25 protein-coding genes and 1 tRNA gene are annotated in these 22,935 nt (G+C 54.3%); 15 read left to right on the top strand and 11 right to left on the bottom strand.

Going from position 1 to position 22,935, the window contains the following annotated elements; genetic code table 11:
• Positions 1–15: 15 nt before the first annotated feature.
• Both V9K92_RS20120 and V9K92_RS20115 read right to left on the bottom strand, forming a co-directional pair.
• The gene (locus V9K92_RS20120) at positions 16–444 is read right to left on the bottom strand and encodes a BA14K family protein (protein WP_336440110.1); all 429 of its coding nucleotides are present in this window, start codon (positions 442–444) and stop codon (positions 16–18) included.
• Between the two features lie 71 nt (positions 445–515).
• Positions 516–1,412 (bottom strand): MBL fold metallo-hydrolase, encoded by an 897-nt coding sequence (locus V9K92_RS20115; protein WP_307284975.1) that lies wholly within the window; start codon positions 1,410–1,412, stop codon positions 516–518.
• 104 nt (positions 1,413–1,516) lie between these two features.
• On the opposite strand from V9K92_RS20115, the gene V9K92_RS20110 reads away from it, so the two are divergent.
• Positions 1,517–2,446 carry a LysR family transcriptional regulator gene (locus V9K92_RS20110; protein ID WP_337354759.1) on the top strand — a complete coding sequence of 310 codons (930 nt, stop codon included), beginning with the start codon at positions 1,517–1,519 and terminating at the stop codon, positions 2,444–2,446.
• Between the two features lie 10 nt (positions 2,447–2,456).
• On the opposite strand, the gene V9K92_RS20105 is transcribed toward V9K92_RS20110, so the two are convergent.
• Genes V9K92_RS20105 through V9K92_RS20080 form a run of 6 tightly spaced genes read right to left on the bottom strand, consistent with a single transcriptional unit; the run spans position 2,457 to position 7,971 of the window.
• Complete coding sequence (locus V9K92_RS20105) at positions 2,457–3,149, bottom strand: amino acid ABC transporter permease (protein ID WP_115053086.1); 693 nt, start codon at positions 3,147–3,149, stop codon at positions 2,457–2,459.
• Between the two features lie 19 nt (positions 3,150–3,168).
• Complete coding sequence (locus tag V9K92_RS20100; RefSeq protein WP_337354758.1) at positions 3,169–3,876, bottom strand: amino acid ABC transporter permease; 708 nt, start codon at positions 3,874–3,876, stop codon at positions 3,169–3,171.
• Positions 3,877–3,922: 46 nt separating this feature from the next.
• The gene (locus V9K92_RS20095; protein WP_337354757.1) at positions 3,923–4,747 is read right to left on the bottom strand and encodes an amino acid ABC transporter substrate-binding protein; all 825 of its coding nucleotides are present in this window, start codon (positions 4,745–4,747) and stop codon (positions 3,923–3,925) included.
• 17 nt (positions 4,748–4,764) lie between these two features.
• Entirely contained in the window at positions 4,765–5,502 is a 738-nt protein-coding gene (locus V9K92_RS20090; RefSeq protein ID WP_115053083.1) for an ATP-binding cassette domain-containing protein, read from the bottom strand.
• Position 5,503: 1 nt separating this feature from the next.
• Positions 5,504–6,985, bottom strand: a complete 1,482-nt coding sequence (locus tag V9K92_RS20085; RefSeq protein ID WP_337354756.1) for an NAD(P)/FAD-dependent oxidoreductase — start codon at positions 6,983–6,985, stop codon at positions 5,504–5,506.
• The gene (locus tag V9K92_RS20080) at positions 6,982–7,971 is read right to left on the bottom strand and encodes a LysR substrate-binding domain-containing protein (protein WP_115053081.1); all 990 of its coding nucleotides are present in this window, start codon (positions 7,969–7,971) and stop codon (positions 6,982–6,984) included. The genes V9K92_RS20085 and V9K92_RS20080 overlap by 4 nt, the downstream gene beginning before the upstream one ends.
• A 170-nt stretch (positions 7,972–8,141) precedes the next feature.
• On the opposite strand from V9K92_RS20080, the gene V9K92_RS20075 reads away from it, so the two are divergent.
• Positions 8,142–8,624 (top strand): CMD domain-containing protein, encoded by a 483-nt coding sequence (locus V9K92_RS20075; RefSeq protein ID WP_337354755.1) that lies wholly within the window; start codon positions 8,142–8,144, stop codon positions 8,622–8,624.
• Positions 8,621–9,196, top strand: coding sequence for a peroxidase-related enzyme (locus V9K92_RS20070; RefSeq protein WP_336440103.1), 576 nt, complete (start codon positions 8,621–8,623; stop codon positions 9,194–9,196). The genes V9K92_RS20075 and V9K92_RS20070 overlap by 4 nt, the downstream gene beginning before the upstream one ends.
• On the opposite strand, the gene V9K92_RS20065 is transcribed toward V9K92_RS20070, so the two are convergent.
• On the bottom strand, positions 9,186–9,842 hold the full coding sequence (locus V9K92_RS20065; protein ID WP_336440102.1) for a TetR/AcrR family transcriptional regulator: 657 nt from the start codon (positions 9,840–9,842) through the stop codon (positions 9,186–9,188). The genes V9K92_RS20070 and V9K92_RS20065 overlap by 11 nt on opposite strands.
• A 178-nt stretch (positions 9,843–10,020) precedes the next feature.
• Between V9K92_RS20065 and gap the strand changes: the two genes are divergently transcribed.
• Positions 10,021–11,028, top strand: a complete 1,008-nt coding sequence (gap, locus tag V9K92_RS20060) for a type I glyceraldehyde-3-phosphate dehydrogenase (protein ID WP_336440101.1) — start codon at positions 10,021–10,023, stop codon at positions 11,026–11,028.
• Between the two features lie 91 nt (positions 11,029–11,119).
• Here gap and V9K92_RS20055 read toward each other — a convergent pair.
• Positions 11,120–11,209: transfer RNA gene (locus V9K92_RS20055), tRNA-Ser, on the bottom strand.
• A 512-nt stretch (positions 11,210–11,721) separates the two neighbouring features.
• Here V9K92_RS20055 and V9K92_RS20050 point away from each other — a divergent pair.
• The 10 genes from V9K92_RS20050 to V9K92_RS20005 all read left to right on the top strand — a co-directional run bounded on the left by V9K92_RS20050 (position 11,722) and on the right by V9K92_RS20005 (position 20,929).
• Complete coding sequence (locus V9K92_RS20050; protein WP_307285014.1) at positions 11,722–11,979, top strand: PepSY domain-containing protein; 258 nt, start codon at positions 11,722–11,724, stop codon at positions 11,977–11,979.
• On the top strand, positions 11,969–12,523 hold the full coding sequence (locus tag V9K92_RS20045; RefSeq protein WP_307285017.1) for a cytochrome b/b6 domain-containing protein: 555 nt from the start codon (positions 11,969–11,971) through the stop codon (positions 12,521–12,523). The genes V9K92_RS20050 and V9K92_RS20045 overlap by 11 nt, the downstream gene beginning before the upstream one ends.
• 437 nt (positions 12,524–12,960) lie before the next feature.
• Complete coding sequence (locus V9K92_RS20040; protein ID WP_435530159.1) at positions 12,961–14,217, top strand: septal ring lytic transglycosylase RlpA family protein; 1,257 nt, start codon at positions 12,961–12,963, stop codon at positions 14,215–14,217.
• Positions 14,204–15,412, top strand: coding sequence for a D-alanyl-D-alanine carboxypeptidase family protein (locus tag V9K92_RS20035; protein ID WP_336440099.1), 1,209 nt, complete (start codon positions 14,204–14,206; stop codon positions 15,410–15,412). The genes V9K92_RS20040 and V9K92_RS20035 overlap by 14 nt, the downstream gene beginning before the upstream one ends.
• 91 nt (positions 15,413–15,503) lie before the next feature.
• Positions 15,504–16,175: a dTMP kinase gene (gene tmk / locus V9K92_RS20030; protein WP_336440098.1), complete on the top strand. Its 672-nt coding sequence runs from the start codon at positions 15,504–15,506 to the stop codon at positions 16,173–16,175.
• On the top strand, positions 16,172–17,224 hold the full coding sequence (locus V9K92_RS20025; protein ID WP_337354754.1) for a DNA polymerase III subunit delta': 1,053 nt from the start codon (positions 16,172–16,174) through the stop codon (positions 17,222–17,224). Before tmk ends, V9K92_RS20025 begins: the two co-directional genes overlap by 4 nt.
• A 98-nt stretch (positions 17,225–17,322) precedes the next feature.
• A complete protein-coding gene (gene metG, locus V9K92_RS20020; protein ID WP_337354753.1) occupies positions 17,323–18,870 on the top strand; it encodes a methionine--tRNA ligase in 1,548 nt (515 codons plus the stop codon).
• A gap of 4 nt (positions 18,871–18,874) precedes the next feature.
• Positions 18,875–19,663 (top strand): TatD family hydrolase, encoded by a 789-nt coding sequence (locus V9K92_RS20015; RefSeq protein WP_337354752.1) that lies wholly within the window; start codon positions 18,875–18,877, stop codon positions 19,661–19,663.
• Positions 19,656–20,462, top strand: coding sequence for an MBL fold metallo-hydrolase (locus V9K92_RS20010; RefSeq protein WP_337354751.1), 807 nt, complete (start codon positions 19,656–19,658; stop codon positions 20,460–20,462). Before V9K92_RS20015 ends, V9K92_RS20010 begins: the two co-directional genes overlap by 8 nt.
• The gene (locus tag V9K92_RS20005; RefSeq protein ID WP_337354750.1) at positions 20,459–20,929 is read left to right on the top strand and encodes a YbaK/EbsC family protein; all 471 of its coding nucleotides are present in this window, start codon (positions 20,459–20,461) and stop codon (positions 20,927–20,929) included. Before V9K92_RS20010 ends, V9K92_RS20005 begins: the two co-directional genes overlap by 4 nt.
• 254 nt (positions 20,930–21,183) lie before the next feature.
• On the opposite strand, the gene V9K92_RS20000 is transcribed toward V9K92_RS20005, so the two are convergent.
• A complete protein-coding gene (locus tag V9K92_RS20000; RefSeq protein WP_307285044.1) occupies positions 21,184–21,585 on the bottom strand; it encodes a GFA family protein in 402 nt (133 codons plus the stop codon).
• A gap of 271 nt (positions 21,586–21,856) precedes the next feature.
• Here V9K92_RS20000 and V9K92_RS19995 point away from each other — a divergent pair, with 271 nt between their 5' ends.
• Positions 21,857–22,915: an ABC transporter ATP-binding protein gene (locus V9K92_RS19995; RefSeq protein ID WP_443094479.1), complete on the top strand. Its 1,059-nt coding sequence runs from the start codon at positions 21,857–21,859 to the stop codon at positions 22,913–22,915.
• The last annotated feature ends 20 nt before the right edge of the window (positions 22,916–22,935 follow it).

The following is a 22,935-nucleotide window of genomic DNA, read 5'->3' as shown; positions in this document are numbered from 1 at the left end:
TCTCACGCATCGCTATCAATTATAGGGTGAATAACACTGGGCGCGCGGGCCGCCATAGGGCTGATAGCTATTGTCCGATGAACGGTACGAACGATATTTGTTATAGCACCACTGCACATGGGCGCTGCCGCGGGCCGGGGCAACCCGGCGAGGCTGATTGGCGATTGCACCTCCAATGATCGCACCCGCGCCAAAGGCAGCCAATGGATACCACCAGCCATCATTGTGGCGGCGATAGCCTGGACGGGAGTGGCGATAGCCGCGATGGCCCCGCCAATGATGGCCACGCCAGCGCCTGTCATGTCGGTATTGAACCTGCTCGACACTCGATTTGATTTCGAGCGGGGCAGGGACAAATGGAGCCGCCGATGCCGGAATGATGGACGTGACTCCCATTGCTAAGCTTAAAGCGCCTGCGAAAATTCCAGATACTATTTTCCTCATGCTTATTCCTCCTGAATGAGGCGTCCAGAATGAGCTTTTTCAGATGAATATTGGATGAATATAATAGAGGTTCAGCCCCACTTCATCTCGCCCTTTGCCACCTTCGCGCCGAGTTCGAGCGAAGAGACATCGGCGAGGTTCGGGTAAAGCTTGGTCATGGCTGCGATCAGTTCCGCGCTGTTTTTCGTGCGAGCCATCTCTTTGTCAAAAGCAATAAGATAATCACGCGTAAACATGACGGCATCAATGCCTTGCGGGGCCCCTTCGACCTGATGTCCAGGAACGACGATTTTCGGTGCGCGCGCGATGATTCCGTCGAGCGCCTTGACCCATGCCGCGCGCAGTTCGGTCGTTGCTGTATCTGCGATCCAGACATGATTCCCGGAATCGACCAGCACGCCGCCGAACACCGCTTCGAGTGCGGGAACGTACAGATAGCGACGGTCGTGCATGTCCGGGATTTCAACGATCTCGATCGTATTTCCCTCAAGGTCAAGCGAGGCAGCGCTCGATGCTTCCGGAATCACGACGTCTGCGAGTGTCTGCGGACCGTTTTCCTTTAATTGCGGTCCCCAAACACCCAGCTTGGCCTCAACATTGGCTTTGATCGCCGCGACAGTGACCGGCTTGGCAATGACCGCCGCCTTCGGAAAGGCTTCAACAATCGGGCGTAGGCTGAAATAATAATCCGGGTCGTTGCAGCTCACATAGATCGTTGTCAGGTTCTTGCCAGTCGCCTTGATGGCGGCCGCGACGGCTTTACCGTCGGAAAGAGTGAAACCACCATCGATCAGAATTGCGTCTTTCTCACCGGTCAAAAGCACCGGCGTGCGGCGGAATCCAGCTTCGTTTGCCTGGAAAAACGTCCATGCAAGGGCACTGCTGCTAGAGCGAGCGGAGGCGAGGGGCAGGACTGTCGCCAAGCCGGCAATAGCGGCGAGCTTAAAGGTTTCGCGGCGCGTGATCATGAGATGTTTCCCGAGGCTGATTTCTCTTCCCGCTTTATTTCACGCCTTGATGCGGTAATAAATATCAATCAATCATACAGACTGTACGATTTAATGAGACAAACATGCGTGATCTTCTCAATCTGAACCGGCTCATCTTCTTTACCTCGGTTATCGAAGCGGGCTCATTCACAGTGGCTGCTGATCGTCTCGGCGTCGCCAAGGCGGTCGTCAGTCATCAAATCGCGCGCCTTGAGGAGGAACTGGGCGTAACGCTGCTTTTGCGTACGACACGCCGTCTACATGCAACCGAAGAGGGCAATCTGTTCTATAAGCGTTGCATACTCATCTTAAGAGAGGCGGAAGCCGCCTACGGGGAATTGTCGCTTCGCAGCACGGAGCCGTCAGGAACGCTGACGTTAACGGCCCCGCTCGACTATGGCACTGCTGTCGTAGCACCCACGATTGCATCGTATATGCAGGCATATCCACAGATGCGGGTCGACGTGATCTTCGACGACAGCGTGAGCGATCTGATCGCTGACCAAATCGACTTATCGATTCGAGTCGGATGGCTAACCGATACCAGTCATCAGGCGCGTCGGATCGGCACGTTTGAACAGATACTTGCCGCAACACCGTCTGTTGCCGCTCGCATTCAAGCTGACTTAACCCCAGCAGAGGCGTGCAACCTACCATGGATCGCCAATGGGGCTTTGAAGAACCCTTTTCGCTGGACGTTTTCACGCGGACAAACGGAAGCTTTGACCGTTGAAATTCGTCCCATCATGATGGCGGACAAGACACCGTCAGCCTATGCCTGCACGCTGGCAGGAATTGGAGTTTCGGTTTTTCCCGACTACTTGGCCAAGGCCGATATGCAAGCTGGAAAACTCGTACGACTTTTCCCGGAATGGTCATTGCCGCAAGGAGGTATTCATGCCGTATTTCCTGCCGCCCGGTTTCGCCCCGCCAAGGTCAAGGCATTTCTGGATATGCTGGTGGTCGCAGAGCGTCAGCGCATGCGCGAAAGCGTAACACCCTCGATCCTGTAATCTTTGGTCGCTACGCCCAAACCCTAAGGGCACGTTCCATTCGGTCTGCTGCATATGTGACGATATAGGCAATGACCATGTAAACCACGACGGCGATGAGAAACGCTTCCAGATAATAGAAATTCAGCGCAGCGCTCAATTGTGATTGGGCGAAAATATCGACAACCTCGATTGCAAACCCCAGGGATAGCGCCTTCATGATCACCATGATTGAATTGGCAAGGTCCGGGATGGCCGCAACAATCACTTGCGGAAGCATGACACGCCGAAACACCTGGCTCTTCTTGTAGCCCAACGAATAGGCCGCATCAGCTTGGCCAGTGTCAAAAGAATTCAGCGCACCCTTCACGACCTCAGCCTGAAATGCTGCAACACAAGCGGTCAAGGCGACAATGAGCGTCACCCAGTTTGGAGTTGCATGGCCATTGTAATCTAACCCGACAAGGGAAGCGAGGAAACGCGTGGCTGGCGGGAGCCCGTAATAGGCGAGGAAGATCACGATAACCATTGGGACACCCTTGAAAGCGACCTTATAGGCGACCACAATTTCACGCAGTACGGGAATCCGTCGGTATTCGATCATCGCGAACAAACTGCCGATAATCGTTGAGCAAACAAAGATGATCAGCGCCATGCCGAGTGTAACGGGAACAGCGCCAAGAATGTCGTACAGATCGGGGAGGAGGACTTCGGAAGCGAACATGTGATGAACTTCTCTTCAATCAGACGCTTGGCATCAGTGTGGCTGCGGCCGGCGTGGTGTTGGAGGTAAACTTTGCGTTTCGCGCTTCAAAAAAGCGTACAATCAGCCATGCCACCAGGCATAAAAGCGAATAAATTACCGCCAGCACGAGGTAGGTTTCGAACTGGTACTGGTTGTAGTCCCGCTCCATGACAAGATGCGCCGTCGCCATCACATCAGCCGCGCCGATATACATGACCAGTGCCACGTTATGGATGAGATAGATGATGGCATTGCCGTAGCCGGGCAGGGCGATGTGGATAGCCTGCGGGCCGACGATGCGCAAAAGCTTCTTTAGAAATGTGTAGCCGAGACTGTCGGCTGCATCATGCTGGCCCCGGTCAATGGCGAGGTAGGCTGGACGCAGGACCTCTGACAGATAACCGCCATGATAGAGGCTGAGACCGACAATCGCAGCGACGTTCGGTGACACGAAATCCTCAACCTCGAATAGGGCTACCACCAGAGGAAGCCCGTAAAATGCTACGAACAACTGGAGCACCACAGGGACGCTCCGGGCATAGGACACGTAAATGTCAGCCAGTTGGCTGATCACTGGTATCCTGCGCACCCGGAACGTCGTTGCGATCAACGCCAGGCAGAAGCCGACGATCATGGCCGTGAATGTTATCGCGAGCGTCAGCGGCAATGCCTTCAACAACTCGGGAACCATTATCGAAAGATCCACCTTGCACTCCTTCTTTCAGTTTGGGCTTTGACCGTCAGGCGCGGCGTTATTTCATGTAGGTGGTGATGTCTTCGCCAAACCATTTCTGCGACAGCTTGGCGAGTGTGCCGTCCGCCTTGAGTTCCTTCAAAGCCTTGTCGATGCCCTCGGAGAGAGCCTGATTTTCTTCGGAGCGATGGATCAGGATAAAGGTGTTGTTGATCGCAACTGGTTCGCTCGCCTTGATGTTGAGCTTCTGCTGGTCGATCACAGTCTGCTCACCGAGATTGGAAGGCAGGACGAGCGCATCATACTTGCCGTTCTCGACTTCTTTCAGACGGTCAGGATAAGGGATGCCGGCACTGGATGCGGTGATCTCGATCTTGGTGTCGGGGTTCTTTTCCTGCCACGCCGTGGCAAACTTGTAGATGCCGCCGCCAGCCGTGACGGGCACGATCTTCTTGCCGACCAGATCTTTCATCTCGTTGATGCCGCTGTCCTTACGGCTGTAAATCTTAATCAGGCTTGCGCCGATTGGGCTTTCAGGGATGAGGAACTGCTTTTCGCGAGCGGGCGCCCGGTAGTAGCCGCCGGTCGCGATATCATATTTGCCGGTGACAAGGCCGGTCTCTTGCGCAATGTCTGCAGCGCCTTCCATGACGAACTTGTATTGAGGCAGCTTGGCATTGATCGCCTTGAGCACATCAGGTTCGTAACCCTGCGGCTCGACACCGATTGCACCCCAGGACAGCGGCTTGGATTCCGCTGCAGTGGCGATCTTTATCGTACGAACATCCTGGGCAAGAGCTGCGCCAGTGGTAACGACGGCAATTGCGACGCCAGCTACGGCAAGGCCAAAGGCTCTACGCGAGATTGATTGGTATGAAGACATATCGGGGTATCCTTTCTTTAAAAGGCGTGTTCAGAGTTGAGAAATTGCGTAAGACGCGGATTTGACGGAGCGTCAAAAATTTCGGACGGACTACCTTGAGATGCGACGACGCCGCGATCCATAAACACGATGCGGTTCGAGACATTCTTGGCGAACTGCATTTCATGGGTGACAAGGAGCGAGGTGATTCCAGACGATGTGACGTCACGAATAACCTTGAGAACTTCGCCGACAAGCTCAGGATCGAGTGATGACGTTGGTTCATCGAACAGCATGACATCCGGCTTGACGGCGAGCGCGCGCGCAATGCCGGTCCGCTGAAGTTGCCCGCCTGAAAGCTGGGATGGATAGCTGTCGATCTTGTCGGACAGGCCCACACGGTCAAGCTCTTGCAGCGCAATGGCATGAGCTTCGTCTTTTGACTTTCGCTGTACAACTATGAGCGGGTCCATCACATTCTGGATGACGGTCATGTTCTTGAAGACATTGAACTGCTGAAAAACCATGGCCGTGCGAAGCCGGATCGCCTGGATCGCGTTTTTATCCGGTTTTTCATAGTCCATGCGGATTTGATCGAAGGCGATTGTGCCGGATGCCGGCTTTGCCAGATAATTGATGCACTTCAGGAGCGTGGTCTTGCCGGTGCCGCTGGGGCCGATGATCGAAACCACGTCCCCGCGATTGACAACGAGATCAACGCCATTGAGGACCTGCGTCTTTCCGTAGGACAGCTTTAGGTTCTTGAGCTCAAGCATTTCAGATCAATGTCCTTTCGGAAGGGGTTGCACAATTCGTCGGGGTTTCGCTGTCGACCCACTCGTCTCCATTTAGTTCGGGTGTATCGAACGCCTGAAGATCAGCGAAGTGACGCTCGCGATCTTCGACGAAGAGCGCTTTTACGATGCCGCGCGCGAGACGATCGGCGCCCTCGCTGACTGCGGGAATGTCGCCCGTGAGCTTGCCGTGGCTCAGGGTCGCCGGGAAATTAAAGCAGTGAATCTTTGACAGGGCCGGGCATGCACCGGGTTCTTTTTCGAGGAATTCGAATGCTTCTCCAAGATCGGGCGACGCCTGCAGCTCGTTGTTTTGCATATCTGCCGGGACGGGGAACCTGTCGCGCCACAAGCGGATAGACGGTGCGACCGCAGCAAGTTCCGACCGATTGATCACGTCGATCCTGAAGCCGGTCCCGAAAATCAGGAAGTCGAGGGGATAACGCCCTTTCGGAGTCACCACCACGATATGGTCTCCGTGGTGCTCCAACGAGGTGATGGGGCTTCCCAGGTGAAGATGAGCTTGCGCGAACGCGCTGACCCGCAGAACACTCGGGCGGGGCGGCGGCGTCTGCTGACCCATCGTATAGTCCAGGAATCGCCACTTCCACTCATCCGGAAGGCCCACAAATCCGTGCACAACCCCTTGGCTGCCAATGCCGGTGAACTTGTTGATCCGTGGCAGTTCCTTGCGGCGCACAAACATGTCCAGGCGTCCCGCCCCAGCTTCAAGCGCTGTCGCAGCATTGTCCATCGCCGATGCGCCAGCGCCTATAACCCCGACACGCTTGTTTTTCAGCGCCGCGAAATCAATCTCATCGGCGGTATGAGCCCAGAATTTCCGTTCAATGCCGTCGGCGATAGGGGGCACATATGGACCGCCCAGACCATCTCGACCCGTCGCGAGCACCACATGGCGGGCGATTATCGTTTCGGTGCGGCCGTCTTGCTCACAAATCAGATCGAGCATGCCGTCGTCGCGCGGAAGAATTGCATCCACCGAGATATTGTTGCGGACCGGCAGTTCAAGCACCCGGCGATACCAGATCAGATAGTCCATCCAGATTTCGCGCGGCGCCCGGTCGAGAGCAGCCCAGGCCTCAATACCATAGCGGGCCTCATAATATGCCCGGAAAGTAAGGGCAGGCAGCCCCATGGCGGGTCCGGTCAATTGCTTGGGTGAGCGCAAGGTGCGCATGCGCGCAAACGTGATCCACGGCCCCTCTTGTCCAGCAGGGGCCTTGTCGAGAACGATGTGGTTGGCAACGCCGAGCCGTTTGAGCATACCGGAGGCGACAAGGCCAGCCATGCCGCCGCCGATGATGACGACATCGACAACTGCTTTGCCATTTGCCATGCGCGGGGGAACCCAGGACTTGGCAGGCAGCTCCAGCCAGGCAAGATCCTGCCGCAGGCGTGCCTCCAATGCATCGAGGCCGGTTGGCAAAATGGAAGGCTCGCTCATGACAGCGTTCCTTCCGGCACTATGCTATTTCCATAGATGGCTTCGGCCAATGCCCCGTCGCCACCCAACTCGCGCAGGCGACAGCCAGGCATGGCCAGTGCGACGGCACGGGCAGCGTCAATCACGGCGGCGACGGTCGGGCTCAGCGGATGTGCGGCAGGCGAGATCGCGCCGAACAGAAAGGGGATAGTTTGGTCGAGCGTTCGCATCACGATCCCCTCCAGCGGCACGCCAACAACGGTCGCTGGTTCAACGAGCGCCACCCCAAGTCCGACGCGGACCATCGTGAGTGCCGTCATGGAGGAATTAACGTCGATAATCCGCTGCGGCGCGACGCCCGCCCGCGCCAAAGCTTCGTCAATGCGATGGCGCAATCGGAACGGATTGGCCAAAGTGATGATACGGCGCTCGGCAAGATCGGCGAGACGCACCACGTCATTTCCTGCGAGAGGATCGTCTACGGCAAGAGCGACGACGCATGGTGCATCGGCAATCCAGTGCACATCCAGGCCCGGATGTTCCAAAGGGAGACTGGCAATGCCGAAGTCCGCCGAGCGGGCGAGAACGGCCTGCACGACATTTTCGGCAGCCAATGCCTGAATATGGAGATGGCGAGGAATGAGATCCGGCGAGACAGCCGCAAGTGCCCGCGGAAGAACGCCAGCCGCAAGCGAGGGCGTGGCGGCGATGGTGAGCGAGATTGGCTCATCAAGACCAATAGCGTTTGCCCGCTCGCGGATATGCGTCAGGCTGGCAAGGTGGCGTTCGACTTCCGCATGAAACTGCAAGCCTCGCGACGTCGGCGTGATGCGCGGTCCACTGCGATGGAGCAGTGCGTAGCCTAGATCGGCTTCTAGATCTTGAATCAATCTGCTGACGGCAGGTTGCGAGCGGCCAAGGAGCCTCGCTGCCCCGGTCACGCTACCAGCGGACATGACTGCTGCGAATGCTTCAAGTTGCCGAATGTCAAATAATCTAGAATGCATATTTTATATTAAGCACCCATCTCAATGCACGTACAGTATAATGATGCTCAATTTAGTCACGAAATTGGATTATTATTCCGCATCATTAGCGATGTATCATGATAAATTGACATGATAACAGGTCGTGCCTAATTACATGGCACACCAGCCATCAATATGAGGAGCTAGTTTTGACACTCATCGAAACCCTTGCCTCCGTCAGGCCGGGCACCGCCCTGGCGGACGCTATGGAGAAACGCGCGGAAATATTGCGCCTCAGTGAAGCAGCGCACGACGCCGTTGTCCTACCGCGTGATCCAGGTGGTCTTTCGCTTGGATTAAGGGCAGCACTTGCCGCTCGAATGGCGCGGCAGAACTGCAACGCCGCGCTCGCAGACCATTATGACATCCTGGTTGCGCGCGCTGACGAACCGGCCACGGCCCCGCTTGCTGATCCCGAAGCCACCGTTACCGAACCACGTGTCGCGGAGATTGTCCGCCACGCCGACCGGCTGACAGTCGCGCCACGAGATGCGACGCAGGCTCATATCGCGGCTTTGCGTCAGGTCGGCGTCACCGACGCCGATATCGTTCGGCTCGCGGAGCTTGCGGCCTTTGTCAATTATCAGGTGCGTGTTCTTGCAGGCTTGAAACTGATGGGAGAAATGCGATGAGCGAGGTTGTCCATACTTTTACTACAACGGTTCCGCGCTGGCAGCCCTATGTTGTCCCGGTGGATTTCGCGACCGCGACAGAAGAGCAGCATGCGGCGATGCAGACAACGCCGTCGAACAAGGGCATTTCGCCCTATGTGCTTACCCTGGCGCACGATCCTGAGACACTTGCTGTTCGCTCGCCGCTGTTCAACCTGATCATGTATGGAAAAGACGGCTTGGCATCGAGCGAGCGCGAGCTGGGCGCAGTTGCGGCATCCATCGTTAACCGCTGCGTCTACTGTGCCGCCGTCCACGCTTCGCGGTTCACCGCCCAGACGAAACGCAGCGACGTAATTGACGCGATCTTCGCTGATGGGCTGAACGCAACGATTGACGAGCATCTACAAGCCATTTTTGATTTTTCAGCACATTTATCGCCGACACCGCCCGAGGCAACAGCGGCCGATGTGCGGGCTCTGGCGGATGTCGGCCTCAACGAACTCGAAGTTCTTGACCTCGTTCTCTCATCCGCAATCTTCGGCTGGGCCAACCGCCTGATGCACACCCTCGGCGAACCGATCAAGGATTAGGGGCGACTGTAGCGTAGTCTGATACCGGGATAGCGCCTGCGGACCTGAGGATCAGCGCAACACTGTTGCGTGCGATGCGCTCAAGTTCCGGCTGTTCTGTCCCGGCACGGGCGCGCAATGCAAGACTGTGCTGCAAGGCGGCGAGCAGGTCGGCGAGGGTATCTACATCGGTTTCAGGCGGTAACTGGACGTCGTCGCGTGCCACCGCGATACGATTGCGAAACCGCGCGTCGGTGCGTTCGAGAGCGGCAGACAGTTCCGCGCTCATCACAGGATCGGCCGTAGCTTCGCCGGCTATGACGCTGAGCATGGGGCAACCGAGCGGGCGATCATCACCTTCCGAATAGATAGCAACAAGTATAAGGAAATAGGCTTCGAGCGCTTTTGCAAACGAAGGTTCGTCGAAGAGGGCACGGTTCCAGTCTACGGCTTTGTCCTCAACATACTGTCCGACTGCCCGCAGATAGATGCTGCGCTTGTGACCGAAGGCGGCATAAAGGCTCGGCCGCGCCATTTTCGTGGCCTCCGACAGATGATCCAGCGACGTGGCGGTGTAGCCATGGCGCCTAAATTCCAGGAGCGCAGCGTCGAGCGCTGCCCTGGTGTCGTATTTGCGTGGACGCCCGCGGGCGGATTTCTCATTCATTTTTGTACCGTATCGCAATAAATTCGTTGCGCCATATTTTTATGCGAACTAGTATAAAATAGGTGACTCAGAAAAAACACCCCTCTGGAAGAAGTCGAGCGAATAGGCGCTTGCATTTCGCCCTGCAGCGCTCAGGCCGCATACGCAAGCGGCGAACCGCCCCGGAAAAGGACAATCCATGACTGATAAAATCCGCATCGGCATTAACGGGTTCGGACGTATTGGCCGGACAGTTCTAAGGGCTGCCATGGCGCGCGACGACGTCGAGGTCGTGGCAATCAACGATCTGCTGCCAATCGATCATCTGGCTTATCTCCTCAAATATGACAGCGTGCATGGCGGCTTCGGGGCCAGTCTAGCCGCTGCGGATAACGCCCTCGATATCAATGGTAGCAAGGTCAGGGCTTTCGGCGAACGGGAACCGGGCGCGATCCATTGGGGCGACGTCGGCGTCGATCTCGTCATTGAGTCCACCGGTCTGTTCCTGACAAAAAAGGCCGTGGAAGGACACCTTGCTTCCGGTGCAGGTAAAGTATTGCTCTCCGCACCGCCAGAGGACGACACACCTGTCTTTGTGATGGGTGTCAATGCGGTCAACTACGCCGGTGAAAACGTTGTTTCGAATGCGTCATGCACGACGAATTGTGTAGCGCCGCTCGCCAAAGCACTGAATGACGCTTTCGGCCTTGAGGAAGCGCTGATGCTTACGGTTCACGCGACAACGTCGAGCCAGAACACGGTCGATGGCGTGGCGCGCAAGGATTGGCGTTTCGGGCGTGGCATCCTTGAAAACATCATCCCGGCGACCACCGGTGCGGCGCGCATGGTGGGCAAAGTTATCCCCGAGCTGAATGGAAGGATCAACGGCATGGCGGTGCGCGTGCCGGTGTCGGACGTCTCGATGATTGATCTTACATGCCGGCTTAGGGAAAGCGTGTCTTATAAGGACATTTGCGCGATGCTCCGCGAGCAGACGGCAAGCGCGATGCATGGCCTTCTCGCTTATTGCGATGAGCCTGTCGTCTCTACCGATATGCGCGGTAATCCGCATTCTTCAATCATCGACGCGCTCGCCGGCATGCAGATTGAAAGCGGACTGACCAAGGTCGTTGCCTGGTATGACAATGAATGGGGATATGCCTGCCGTTGCCTCGACTTGGCAGCGCATGTTTCGCGCGCGAGGTAGCAGCCGGATTGGAACGATTAGAAAAAGCCGAACGAAAGTAAACTCTGCCTTTGTCCGCTAACCTGCCTTTTTATCATTTACTGCAATAAAATGGCGGAGGGGGTGGGATTCGAACCCACGGTAGGCTCTCACCTACGCCGGTTTTCAAGACCGGTGCCTTAAACCGCTCGGCCACCCCTCCAACCTGTTGAAAACACTTGATGACCTGGTTCAGGATCATTTCGGAGATAAAGCAATTGCGATTGCTTTTCTGCCGAATGTTGTTCGGGGGCCTTTATAGCCTTTCGGATTGCCGCGTCAACCTGTTCTACAACGACTATTTGCATTGGCGATATTAGATGTGAATAAAGGCCAGACGAGCCCCAAATGGGAAACAATGTCAGGCTCTCAAGGTGGGACTGAAACCACTCAAAAGTGAGGCCCAGATTGCCGCATGATTTTATTCATGGACGATACTGAGCCTCTATCAGGATGCTTTCCGAAACATGTTCGATGCCGTCCTGATATTAGTAAAATCCATCTCCGCACGATTGGTTCCAATAATTAATTCACTATTGACGAATTTTCTGATTCCAAAAAAAATCGGCGAAAATCAGCACGTTCAATTATGAAGGGACCAGCGCTCGCCATTCAGTGTCATGTCAGCAATTGCCTTCAGACAGGTCACGTCACAACCTGAAGAAGGACAAGACCATGAAATCCATTTTTGCCGCTTTGACACTTTCTCTCGTTGCCAGCACCGCAATGGCTGCCCCAAAATGCGATACCCCTAAAGAGAAGTGGCAGCCAAAAGAGGCGCTGCAGAAACAGCTTGAGGGTGAGGGATGGAAAGTCAAAAAGATCAAGACAGAGAATGGTTGCTATGAAGCCTATGCGACCAAAGCGAGTGGTGAGAAACTGGAAAGGTTCTTTGATCCAGTAAGCTTCAAGGCCATGGGCGATGACAAGTGAGCTATCAGAAATAGCGTCGCAAGAGCGACAATCCATCAAGACATGGCCCGGATATATCCGGGCCATGCACTGGACACTCGCATCCTGTGTATTGGGCGCCTGGATAATGTCCGAGAATATCCGCTGGGTTCATGAATATCTGGGCTATGGCGCCGTTACCATCGTTACCATCCGTATTTTTGCCGGTTTTTTGGATGGTGGCTTTGTCAAATTTACAAACTTTGTGAAAGGACCTGCCGAGACAGTTGGGTATCTCAAGCAAATCTGGCGGGGAAAAGAAGAGCGTCATATCGGGCATAATCCTGCCGGTGGCGCAATGATCCTGGCGCTATTGCTCACCATAAGCATGACAGGGCTGACCGGCTGGCTGTTAACAACAGATCGTTTCTTTGGCGAAGAGTTACTTGAAGATGTGCACCAGTTTCTTGCCAACGGTGTCATTTTTCTTGTGGCGCTTCATTTGGCCGGCGTCCTTCTCGCCAGTGTTCGTCACAAGGAAAATCTCGTCGCAGCGATGATTACGGGGCGGAAGAGACTGACATAGGGCACCCGAATCCCTCAGAAATATACTGCAACACTTGGAAAAGGGTTGTCGTCATTGGGAGAATGCGACCAGACGTCATTTTCAGTTGGGAAACAACATTAACAATTGTTTATGGAGATGGCAGTCTGGAGGCCATCTCCTAGACGTCGGGGCGCGTGCTCAAGATCACCTGACTTACGCTTGCAAATCCATCCATAAACATGCGTAATATTATCAATCCCGCAAAGCATTTGTTAACAACGTATCAACCTCTGGATGACATTGATGGACGTCGTACAAATCCGGTTATGTGTCTCGGCTTTGCGCAGATGTTTCAATCTGGTATTTATGCCTTGATGTAAAATTGTGGGGACGGCCGTGCAGGCCGGTGGTTTGCATTGCCAAAAGCCAAAACCTTCCGAGTTTTCGAGTTCAGCCGCATTGCGGGCGTCGTGGCCATGGGTGTTCTCATGACAGCCTGCGCTTCGCCAAAGGCCAAGATCACCAAGAAGTCCCACGGCAAGGAATATTTTGCTGAATCCAAATATGGTGTGAAGGCAAGCCCGCGCGTTTGGACCGGCGGAAAGATCACACGCGGCGGTGGCCGCAATCAGGTCGGACGTCCATATCAGGTTGCAGGCAAGTGGTATTATCCCAAGGAAGAGCCGGGCTATGTGCGCAAGGGCAGGGCCTCATGGTATGGTTCGGCATTTCACGGGCGCTTGACCGCCAATGGCGAAGTCTATGACACGGCACAACTTTCCGCAGCGCACCCAACTATGCCGCTGCCAAGCTATGCACGCGTCACCAATCTTGGAAATGGCGCGTCAGTTATTGTGCGCGTCAATGATCGCGGACCCTATCATAGCGACCGGGTAATCGATCTGTCGCAGCGTGCTGCCACTATGCTGGACTATCAGCATACAGGCACTGCAGATGTAAAAGTTGAATATGTTGGCCGCGCACCGCTTGAGGGCGATGATGATCGTTTTCTCATGGCATCCTATCGCGGACCAGGTGCATCCGATCCTTGGGGGCAACCGGCATCTGGCGTCATGATCGCAATGAATGGCACCACGCCAACAGCGAGAAAGCAGACGCCCGTTCCCGGTATGGTGCGTCCTGAACCAGCCGGTATTCAGGTCGCGAGCCTTGGCACACAGCCAGTTTCTTTAGGGGAGCAGGCCAACCAATTGGCGATGCCGCAATCCCAGCCAAGTCTGGTCGATGACACGGGCCTGTCGTTCAACACGGATATTGATCCGGTTCTGCCTCTGATCGGGCCATTTATTGCCGATAAACCTGCGGTACTCGTAGGCTCATATAAGGCCCAGAAGCCTACATCCTCACCCTTCGTTAATTCCTATGCCAGCGAGCGTATAGAAATGGCGCATGCGCCTGCCGCAGCGACGGAAATGCTGTTGACGCCGGAAGCTGTAACAAGCGCTTGGAAATCAATGAGCGCCTCGCAAAGCGCATTCCAGGGCGAGTATGTTGATATTGGCCTTTTTGCCGACAAGGAAGAAGCCACGCGCTTGATGAACACACTTGCGCCACTTGGCAAAATAAAACTTTCCGAAGTCGCCAGCCCGGCAGGTAGCCGTATCGCGCTCGCCGCGAAGGCTGACACCGCAAAACAGACTGATGCATTGTTACAGGCAGCCTGGAAGGCTGGCGCAACAGACGCATTTGTTGTTCGCGATGACAGAAGCTAAGCCCGGCAGGACATTCTCTTATCTGACAAAGCATATTCATACCTGTGCTTTGAGTATTGGTATTTTGCTCACGCCCTTGGTTGCCAATGCCGAGGAAGCGCTGTTTGACACCAAAGCCAAGCAGGCTCTTATGGTCGAAGACCAGACCGGAACAATATTATTCGCCAAATCGCCCGACACGCTGATCGAGCCGGCGGCTCTGGCAAAGCTCATGACGATGGAAGTGGTGTTTCATGAGTTGAAGGCGGGCAGGATTTCACAGACGACGCAATATACTGTCAGCGAGAATGCCTGGCGCACGGGCGGCGCGCCATCCGGTGGCTCGACCATGTTCGCCAAACTTAAATCCCAGCTCGCGGTCGGCGATCTGGTACAAGGCGTCATCGTGCAGTCGGCTAATGATGGCTGCATCATTCTCGCGGAAGGAATTGCGGGCTCAGAGGCGAAATTTGCCGAATTAATGAACGCGCGCGCCAAGGAAATAGGGCTTACCGCTTCGACATTCGTCAATTCCACCGGGCTGCCGGACCCAAAGCAGCGGGTATCGCTAACCGATCTTGTGAAGTTGGCGCGACACATAAAAAAGGAATACCCCGAATATTACAAAACCTATGCGCAGGACAATTTTACCTGGAACAACATTTTTCAGCGCAACCGCAATCCGCTGTTGCGGCTTGATATTGGCGCAGACGGCATGGGTACCGGCTACACCGAGCAATCCGGTTATGGCATTGTCGGTGCAGCAGAGCGGGGCGGCCGGCGTTACATCGTTGCATTGAGCGGCCTTGCGACAGACAAAGAACGTGCCGAGGAAGCCAAGCGCATCTTTGAATGGGCTTATCAGGCCTTTGAAGAAGTCGACATTTTCGCACCCAACGAATCTGTTGGCGAGGCCAGCGTATTTGGCGGCGTAAAGTCCGGCGTTCCACTAAAAGCGCATGAGAAAGTGAGCATACTTGTTCCCGTGGCTAACCGCGACCGCCTCAAGGCACATGTGGTCTATAATGGGCCATTGGTGGCACCGCTCGAAGCGGATCAAAAAGTTGGCACATTACGTATCTGGATTGGCGATGCGCTCGTGCAGGAAACGCCGGTCTATACAGCGGAAGCCGTAGAAAGCGGCGATCTCACGGAACGCTCGCTGAATGCGGTATTCGAGCTGACCACGGGCTGGATGCGTCGATTGAACTTTTAAACTTCTTGGCAATTGCCTCCCAATATCAGTAGACATGCCATATTGCATGTTTGCAGTACGTGGTTCATGCCAGTAACGAAGAGATCGAGGCGTGCAGGGATTGTTCATTACATTTGAAGGCGGCGAGGGCGCTGGCAAATCCACCCAGATTGCCCGGTTGAGCGAGTATTTGCGTTCTGACGGCGAAGACGTGCTAGTAACGCGCGAGCCCGGCGGGACGCCAGGAGCTGAAGCTGCCCGCCACGTTATTCTGAGCGGTGCGGCAGAATCACTGGGGCCCGCAATGGAAGCAATTTTGTTTGCCGCTGCGAGAAATGACCACGTGGAGCAGGTTATACGTCCGGCATTGCAGGCTGGGCGTACGGTGCTATGCGATCGTTATATTGATTCAAGCCGCGTCTATCAGGGCGTTACGGGAAATCTGGACCCTCAGCTTATGCGTGCCATAGAACGGACAGCCATTAACGGCCTGATTCCGGACCTGACGATCATTCTCGACCTACCTGCGGAACTTGGCCTTCAACGGGCCAATAAGCGGCGCGGCGCTGACATTGCGGACCGCTTTGAAAAAGAGACCGTGGAATTGCATATAAAACGGCGCGAGGCATATCTTGCTATCGCCAATGCAGAGCCGAAGCGCTGCAAAGTTATCGCTGCGGATCGGCCTATCGATATAATATCGGCCGAGATCATCGCTTATGTTGATCAGGTGAGGGCTGCAAACAAGCACAAAGACACTCAAACAGTTGAGGCGGCGAAGTGAGCGAGCCAGTTCTGGATGTACCAGCCACACATGACGCTATTGATGGCGTTCCGTCGCCTTCAGCAAATCCAGCACTGTTTGGTCATGTGGGGATACGAGCCTTTTTGGCTCAAGCCTATCAGTCCGGTCAAATGCATCACGCCTTGCTTCTTGAAGGTCCTCCAGGTGTTGGCAAGGCGACGCTGGCATTTCATCTCGCTGGACATATGCTGAAATATCCCCAGCCTGAAACCGCACCATTGACGCTTGCAACACCTGATTTCGCAACCGCACCCTACAGGCAAATTGCGACCGGAACGCATCTTTCCATTCTGCATATAAGCCGGCCATTTGATGCAAAAGGCGGAAAATTCAAGACCGGAATACCGGTTGAAGAAATTCGGCGCGTAGGACATTTTCTAAACCGGACATCGCATGATGGCGCATGGCGCATTGTAATCGTGGATCCAGCTGATGACATGAATCGTAATGCTGCCAATGCCTTACTAAAAACTCTTGAAGAACCACCCAAGCGAACACTTTTCATTTTGATATCGCATTCTTCAGGGCGGCTATTGCCGACAATTCGTTCGCGCTGCCAATCGATTCGTTTCGAACCACTGGCGAACGAGGATCTATCAGCGGCATTACAGGCGATTAATCTCGACACCCAAACACTGCCCGATGCAGATCAATTGATGGCTCATGCGGATGGCAGCGTGCGCAAGGCCGCGCTATTGCTCGCCTTTGGCGGCCTCGAAATCTCGGCGGCGGTGGACAGCATACTGGCAAAACGCGTTTTTGACGTGCCAAAGGCTCACGCCCTGGCAACAGCCCTCTCGGGCCGTGACGCGGAGATTCAATACGACTTGTTCCTCGATGATTTGCTGGCGCGGATCGCCGTCAAGGCACGACTTGCCGCCGAGCGGGGCAGTGCCGACGAAGCCAATCGCTGGTCATTGCTATGGCGGGAAATCCAGAATGAGGCGAGGGACGCTGCGGCCTTCAATCTTGATCGCAAACAAACCGTTTTGATTTTTCTTGAGCGTAGCCAGCGGGCATTCAATTAGAGCCGCACAGCGAACCCGCCCACTATGGCAATCACGTCTGACTTGCGTTATGTCAACTTTTCCCAAGATGCGGAAAGAAGAGACAAAGTCAGGTACCCATGAGCCGCGAAAAATTCTACATCACGACTGCCATCGCTTATCCAAACGGAAGCCCGCATATCGGTCACGCCTATGAGGTGATTGCTACCGACGCTATTGCACGCTTCAACCGCCATGACGGTAAGGATGTCATGTTCCTGAGTGGAACGGACGAGCACGGTATCAAGATGCTGCAGACGGCGCGCAAAGAAGGCATCAGCCCGCGTGAACTCGCTGATAGAAATGCTAAACTTTTCCGTGACATGGGGCATCTTTTGAATGCTTCGTTTGATGACTACATTCGCACGACGGAAGAGCGCCACTATAAATCTTCGCAAGCGATCTGGCAGAAAATGGCCGATGCGGGCGACATTTATAAGGGCGGTTATGCCGGCTGGTACTCCGTGCGCGACGAAGCCTATTATCAGGAAGAAGAGACGGAGCTGCGTGCGGACAATGTGCGCTACGGCCCGCAGGGCACGCCTGTGGAATGGCTTGAAGAGGAGAGTTATTTCTTCCGTCTGTCAGCCTATCAGGACCGCCTGCTTGCACTATACAGCGAGAATCCAAGCTTTATCGGACCCGACGAGCGACGTAATGAAGTTGTGTCCTTTGTCAAATCCGGACTGAAAGACCTTTCAATTTCACGAACCACGTTTGATTGGGGCGTCCCTGTTCCCGGCGACGAAAAGCATGTGATGTATGTATGGGTGGATGCCCTGACCAATTACATCACGGCAACAGGTTACCCGGACGAAAATGCAGATCTTTGGCATTATTGGCCCGCTGATGTGCATATTATCGGCAAGGACATTATCCGCTTTCACTCGGTTTACTGGCCAGCATTTCTCTGGTCTGCCGGGATCGAATTGCCTAAGCGGGTTTTCGGGCATGGGTTTGTCTTTAACCGCGGCGAGAAAATGTCGAAATCGGTTGGCAACGTGATTGATCCAACTGCGCTCGTGGAACATTACGGGCTTGATCAGTTGCGTTATTTCCTGCTGAGGGAAATACCGTTCGGTCAAGATGGCAATTACAGCCATGAAGCGATCGTCAATCGTACAAATGCCGATCTTGCCAATGATCTTGGCAATCTGGCGCAGCGTTCGCTGTCGATGATCGCCAAGAATTGCGAGGCCAAAGTGCCAAAACCTGGCGAATTGACTGAAGCCGACAAGGCAATTCTCGATCAGGCAATCGCGGCATTGGATACGGCGCGCAAAGCTGTTGGCGTTCAGGCACTGCATCAGGCCTTGGCGGCAATCTTTGGCGTCGTGGCCGAAGCAAACCGCTATTTTGCAGGGCAGGAGCCTTGGGCGCTGAAGAAAACCGATCCGGCCCGCATGGAAACTGTTCTTTATGTAACAGCAGAAGTGATCCGGCGTATCGGTATTCTTTGCCAGCCATTCATTCCGGGTTCGGCTGAGAAATTGCTCGATATTCTGGCGGTACCGGCCGACGAGCGCAACTTTACTGACCTCGTGGAAAGCCAACTTGTTCCGGGTGGCGATTTGCCTGCACCGCAGCCTATTTTCCCTCGCTACGTCGAAGCAGACAAAGCGGAATAGACTGATGCTTGTTGATAGTCACTGCCATCTGGATTTTGCAGATTTCGCCGAGGAACGCGATGCCATCGTTCAGCGGGCGCTTGATAATGACATCAAGCGCCTTGTAACGATTTGTACGCGTGTTCGTCGTTTTGATAGCATCATTGCGATCGCGGAGGCCTATGAGGGCGTTTACGCTTCCGTTGGCACGCATCCCAATAATGCCCACGAAGAGCTGGATGTGGCGGTTGAAGAGCTTGTCGAGTTGTCAAAACATCCAAAGGTCGTGGCCATTGGCGAGGCAGGACTTGATTATCACTATGATTATGCGCCGCCCGCAGCACAGGATCAGGGTTTCCGCACACATATCGCGGCATCCAGAATAACGCAGCTGCCATTGGTCATTCACGCGCGCAGCGCCGACGAAGACATGATCTCGATCTTGCGTGAAGAAACAGGGAAGGGCGCCTTCCCCTTCATTCTACATTGCTTTTCGTCGGGTGCCGAACTTGCACAAGTAGGCGTAGAGCTTGGTGGCTATATCTCATTTTCCGGTATTCTGACTTTCAAAAACTCGCCCGAAATTCGGGAGATTGCACGAAATGTTCCGCGCGACCGGCTTTTGGTGGAAACCGATGCTCCATATCTTGCACCCATGCCGCACCGCGGAAAACGCAACGAGCCGAGCTTCGTTCGCCATACGGCTGCTGTTCTGGCCGAAACGATTGGCGTAAGCGAGGCTGAAATCGCCAATATAACGTCTGACAATGTGTTTCGCCTGTTTACAAAGATGCCAAGGCCAGCCCATGCCTGATCGCTTGCGCTTCACTATCCTTGGATGCGGTTCGTCGCCCGGCGTGCCGCGGCTTAATGGTGACTGGGGCAATTGCGATCCGAACGAGCCAAAAAACAAACGCCGGCGCGCATCGATGCTTGTCGAGCGTATTGGCGATCATGGCACCACAACAGTCATTATTGATACGGGGCCGGATTTCCGCTCGCAGATGATCGATTTTGGTCACGGCAAGCTGGACGCCGTTGTCTATACTCACGCCCATGCCGACCATATTCATGGGCTCGATGACTTGCGCACCTTTGTCATCGACAGACGCGATCTTGTGAATATCTATGCCGACGCAGCGACGCAAAGACGCTTGATGGAGGGATTTTCTTACTGTTTCAAAACACCGGAAGGCTCAAGCTATCCGCCGATCTTGCGACCGCATGAGATTATCCATCACGAAGCCTTCGAAATTGACGGGCCGGGCGGACCAATCAGGTTTTTACCTTTGCCTCAGATACATGGCGACATTCTTTCCCTGGCTTTCAGGATCGCCGATGTTGCTTATTGTTCCGATGTGAATGCGTTTCCCGACACAACTGCAGCTCAGCTTTTCAACCTTGATACTTTGATCATCGACGCTTTGCAGTATCGTCCACATCCAAGCCATTTTTCACTCGAAGAATCAATGGATTGGATTGATAAGTTGAAACCTCGTCGAGCATATCTCACACATATGCATATACCCCTGGATTATGGAACTGTGCTGCGCGAAACTCCAGATAATGTCGAACCGGCCTATGACGGGCTGTCTTTTGAGGTCGAATTGTGAGCAAGAGCGTTGAACGTGTCCGGCAGGCCGCCGTAGCCGCCGGTCTCGACATCGAAATTCGCCAAATGGCTGATTCAACGCATACGGCTGAAGATGCGGCAGTACAATGCGGCGTTACGGTAGCGCAAATCGTCAAATCCTTGGTTTTCCAGGGTGCAGACAGCAATAGTCTTTATCTCTTCCTTGTATCCGGGCCGCGCAAGCTTGACCTCGACAAGGCCGCCAAACTGACAGGCGAGCCATTGCATCGGGCAGACCCGAAATATGTGCGCAAGGAAACGGGCTTTGCTATCGGCGGAGTATCGCCATTGGGACATCTGATCGACATCAAGACATATGCAGATGAAAGCCTGATGCAGTTTGATATCGTATGGGCAGCAGCAGGTGGAACGAACTTCGTTTTTCCATGTGAACCACACAGGCTGGCAACAGCTGCCAAAGCGCATATTGCTGACATTACAATTTAAATCTCGATGCATTAATCAAGGTTTTTGATCAAGAAAAACCGCGTCATAGCTGGGTTTTGGTCATCCCATTAGTTCCATAATCTATCTTATGCGACTTAAGTGTAGGCGCTCTGTAAAGTTGAAATGTCACACTCCCCGGACCATACGACATCCAGGAAATTGCGGATGAGCAATCTCGCTCTTGTACAGTTGAGCGTGGACGAACGCCGCACGGTCGCCCGGTTGTTTTTGGCGTCGACGTGCCAATTGCAATCCTACACCGGACTTGCCTGGAAACAGTCGGTTCCTTCGGCAAAACTCACCCAATGATGTTTTGATTGCTCGAAAACTGACATCGTCGGCGCCGGGAAATTTGGGTCAGCCAAAGTACCCACTGCTACACCAACAATTGTCGGATCCGCATCGGGTTTCCAATAGACCGTTGAACCACAGCTCGGGCAAAAATACATGCGAACCTTGCGCCCGCTTTCGGCAACACGGCTGTACTCCGTTGCAGCTCCCGAAATCTCGACACTATCAGCCGCATAGAACGCATTGACGCTGAATGATGTGCCTGTTCGCCTCTGGCAAGCGAAACAATGACACACGGCAACCAACTTTGTTGGCTTTCGCATTGTCAGTCTAAGTCCACCGCATACGCATTGAGCATCGGTCATGGGAAAACCCTCCGTCTTTTCGGTAATGAAATTTTGGGATTTTGGTGAGGCGCAGTTTGATCGCTGTCACAGGCGGACAGCATGATTTATCGGCCCGTAGGACCGGGATGCGCAGTATCAACGATTGTATAGCTTCACGGAATTGTCAACCGCCGCATCTAAAACCTGTCCGCGCCCTACCTTGAAAAGCCGCACATCATTTGCATTTCATCGCAATTTAACGGATCAAGGCAACATGCAATGGCAGCAGACCGAGACAAACGAAATGAACATGCAAAAACCTGAGCACCAAGCGGCGATTCTTCAGCTAAACGCGGTCAGCAGACGCTTTGGGGCAGTTGATGCGCTTAAAGACATATCGCTGTCGATCCAGGCGAGTGAAATCATCTGCCTTGCAGGTCATTCTGGTTGCGGCAAGTCCTCGCTTCTAAGAATTATTGCAGGCGTCGACAGCCCCGACAGTGGCGTCCTGTTAATGCAGGGTGAGGAAATCGCCGGGCCGCAGCGTTTCGTTGAGCCTGAAATGCGCAAGATCGGGTTTGTATTTCAGGATTACGCCCTCTTCCCGCATTTGACGGCCGAACAGAATATTTTGTTTGGTTTGAAGGCTTTGCCCAAGCAGCAAGCGCTTAAGCGCGCCCAAGAAGTCATCGAGCATGTAGGAATCGCATCGCTTACCACGCGCTACCCGCACATGCTTTCCGGCGGCGAACAGCAACGCGTGGCATTGGCGCGCGCGCTCGCCCCCAGCCCTGATATCCTGCTCATGGACGAGCCATTCTCCAGTCTGGATTCGGGATTACGGCAGAAAGTTCGAAACGATACATTCGGGTTGCTGCGGGAGTTGGGCACAACGGTCATCATGGTAACGCATGATCCTGAAGAGGCGCTGTCAACCGGAGATCGCATTATCCTTATGCGGCAAGGACGTATCGTTCAATCAGGGACAGGGTATGAACTGCACGACGCGCCAAATTCACCCTATGCAGCAGACTTCTTTGGAGATTTTAATAAGGTCCCGGGCATCTATCGCAACGGGCATATTGAAACAGCGATAGGCACCTATGCTTGTACAGCCCCGGTAAATGACGGGACAGCAGTCACCGCCTATTTGCGCCCTCAGGCGATTTCGGTCAGCACTGACCAGAGCCAACTGAGAGGGAAAATAGCCAAACGGATATTCCTGGGCGATACCGAACAGATCATGGTCAATGTTGAAGAGCTGACTGAGCCATTGCATGTGAAGACATTCGACCGGCTTCCCGGCACGGCAGACCATATAGGCCTTACGGTAAAAGCAGAAGGTTTGTTGGTTTTCCCAGCCCCCTAGCCAAAGACAACCCCAATCAA

It is taken from the genome of Phyllobacterium sp. CCNWLW109 (genome assembly GCF_037203905.1).
GTDB classification, from domain to species: domain Bacteria; phylum Pseudomonadota; class Alphaproteobacteria; order Rhizobiales; family Rhizobiaceae; genus Phyllobacterium; species Phyllobacterium ifriqiyense.
This window is presented reverse-complemented; position numbering and strand designations above follow the sequence as displayed.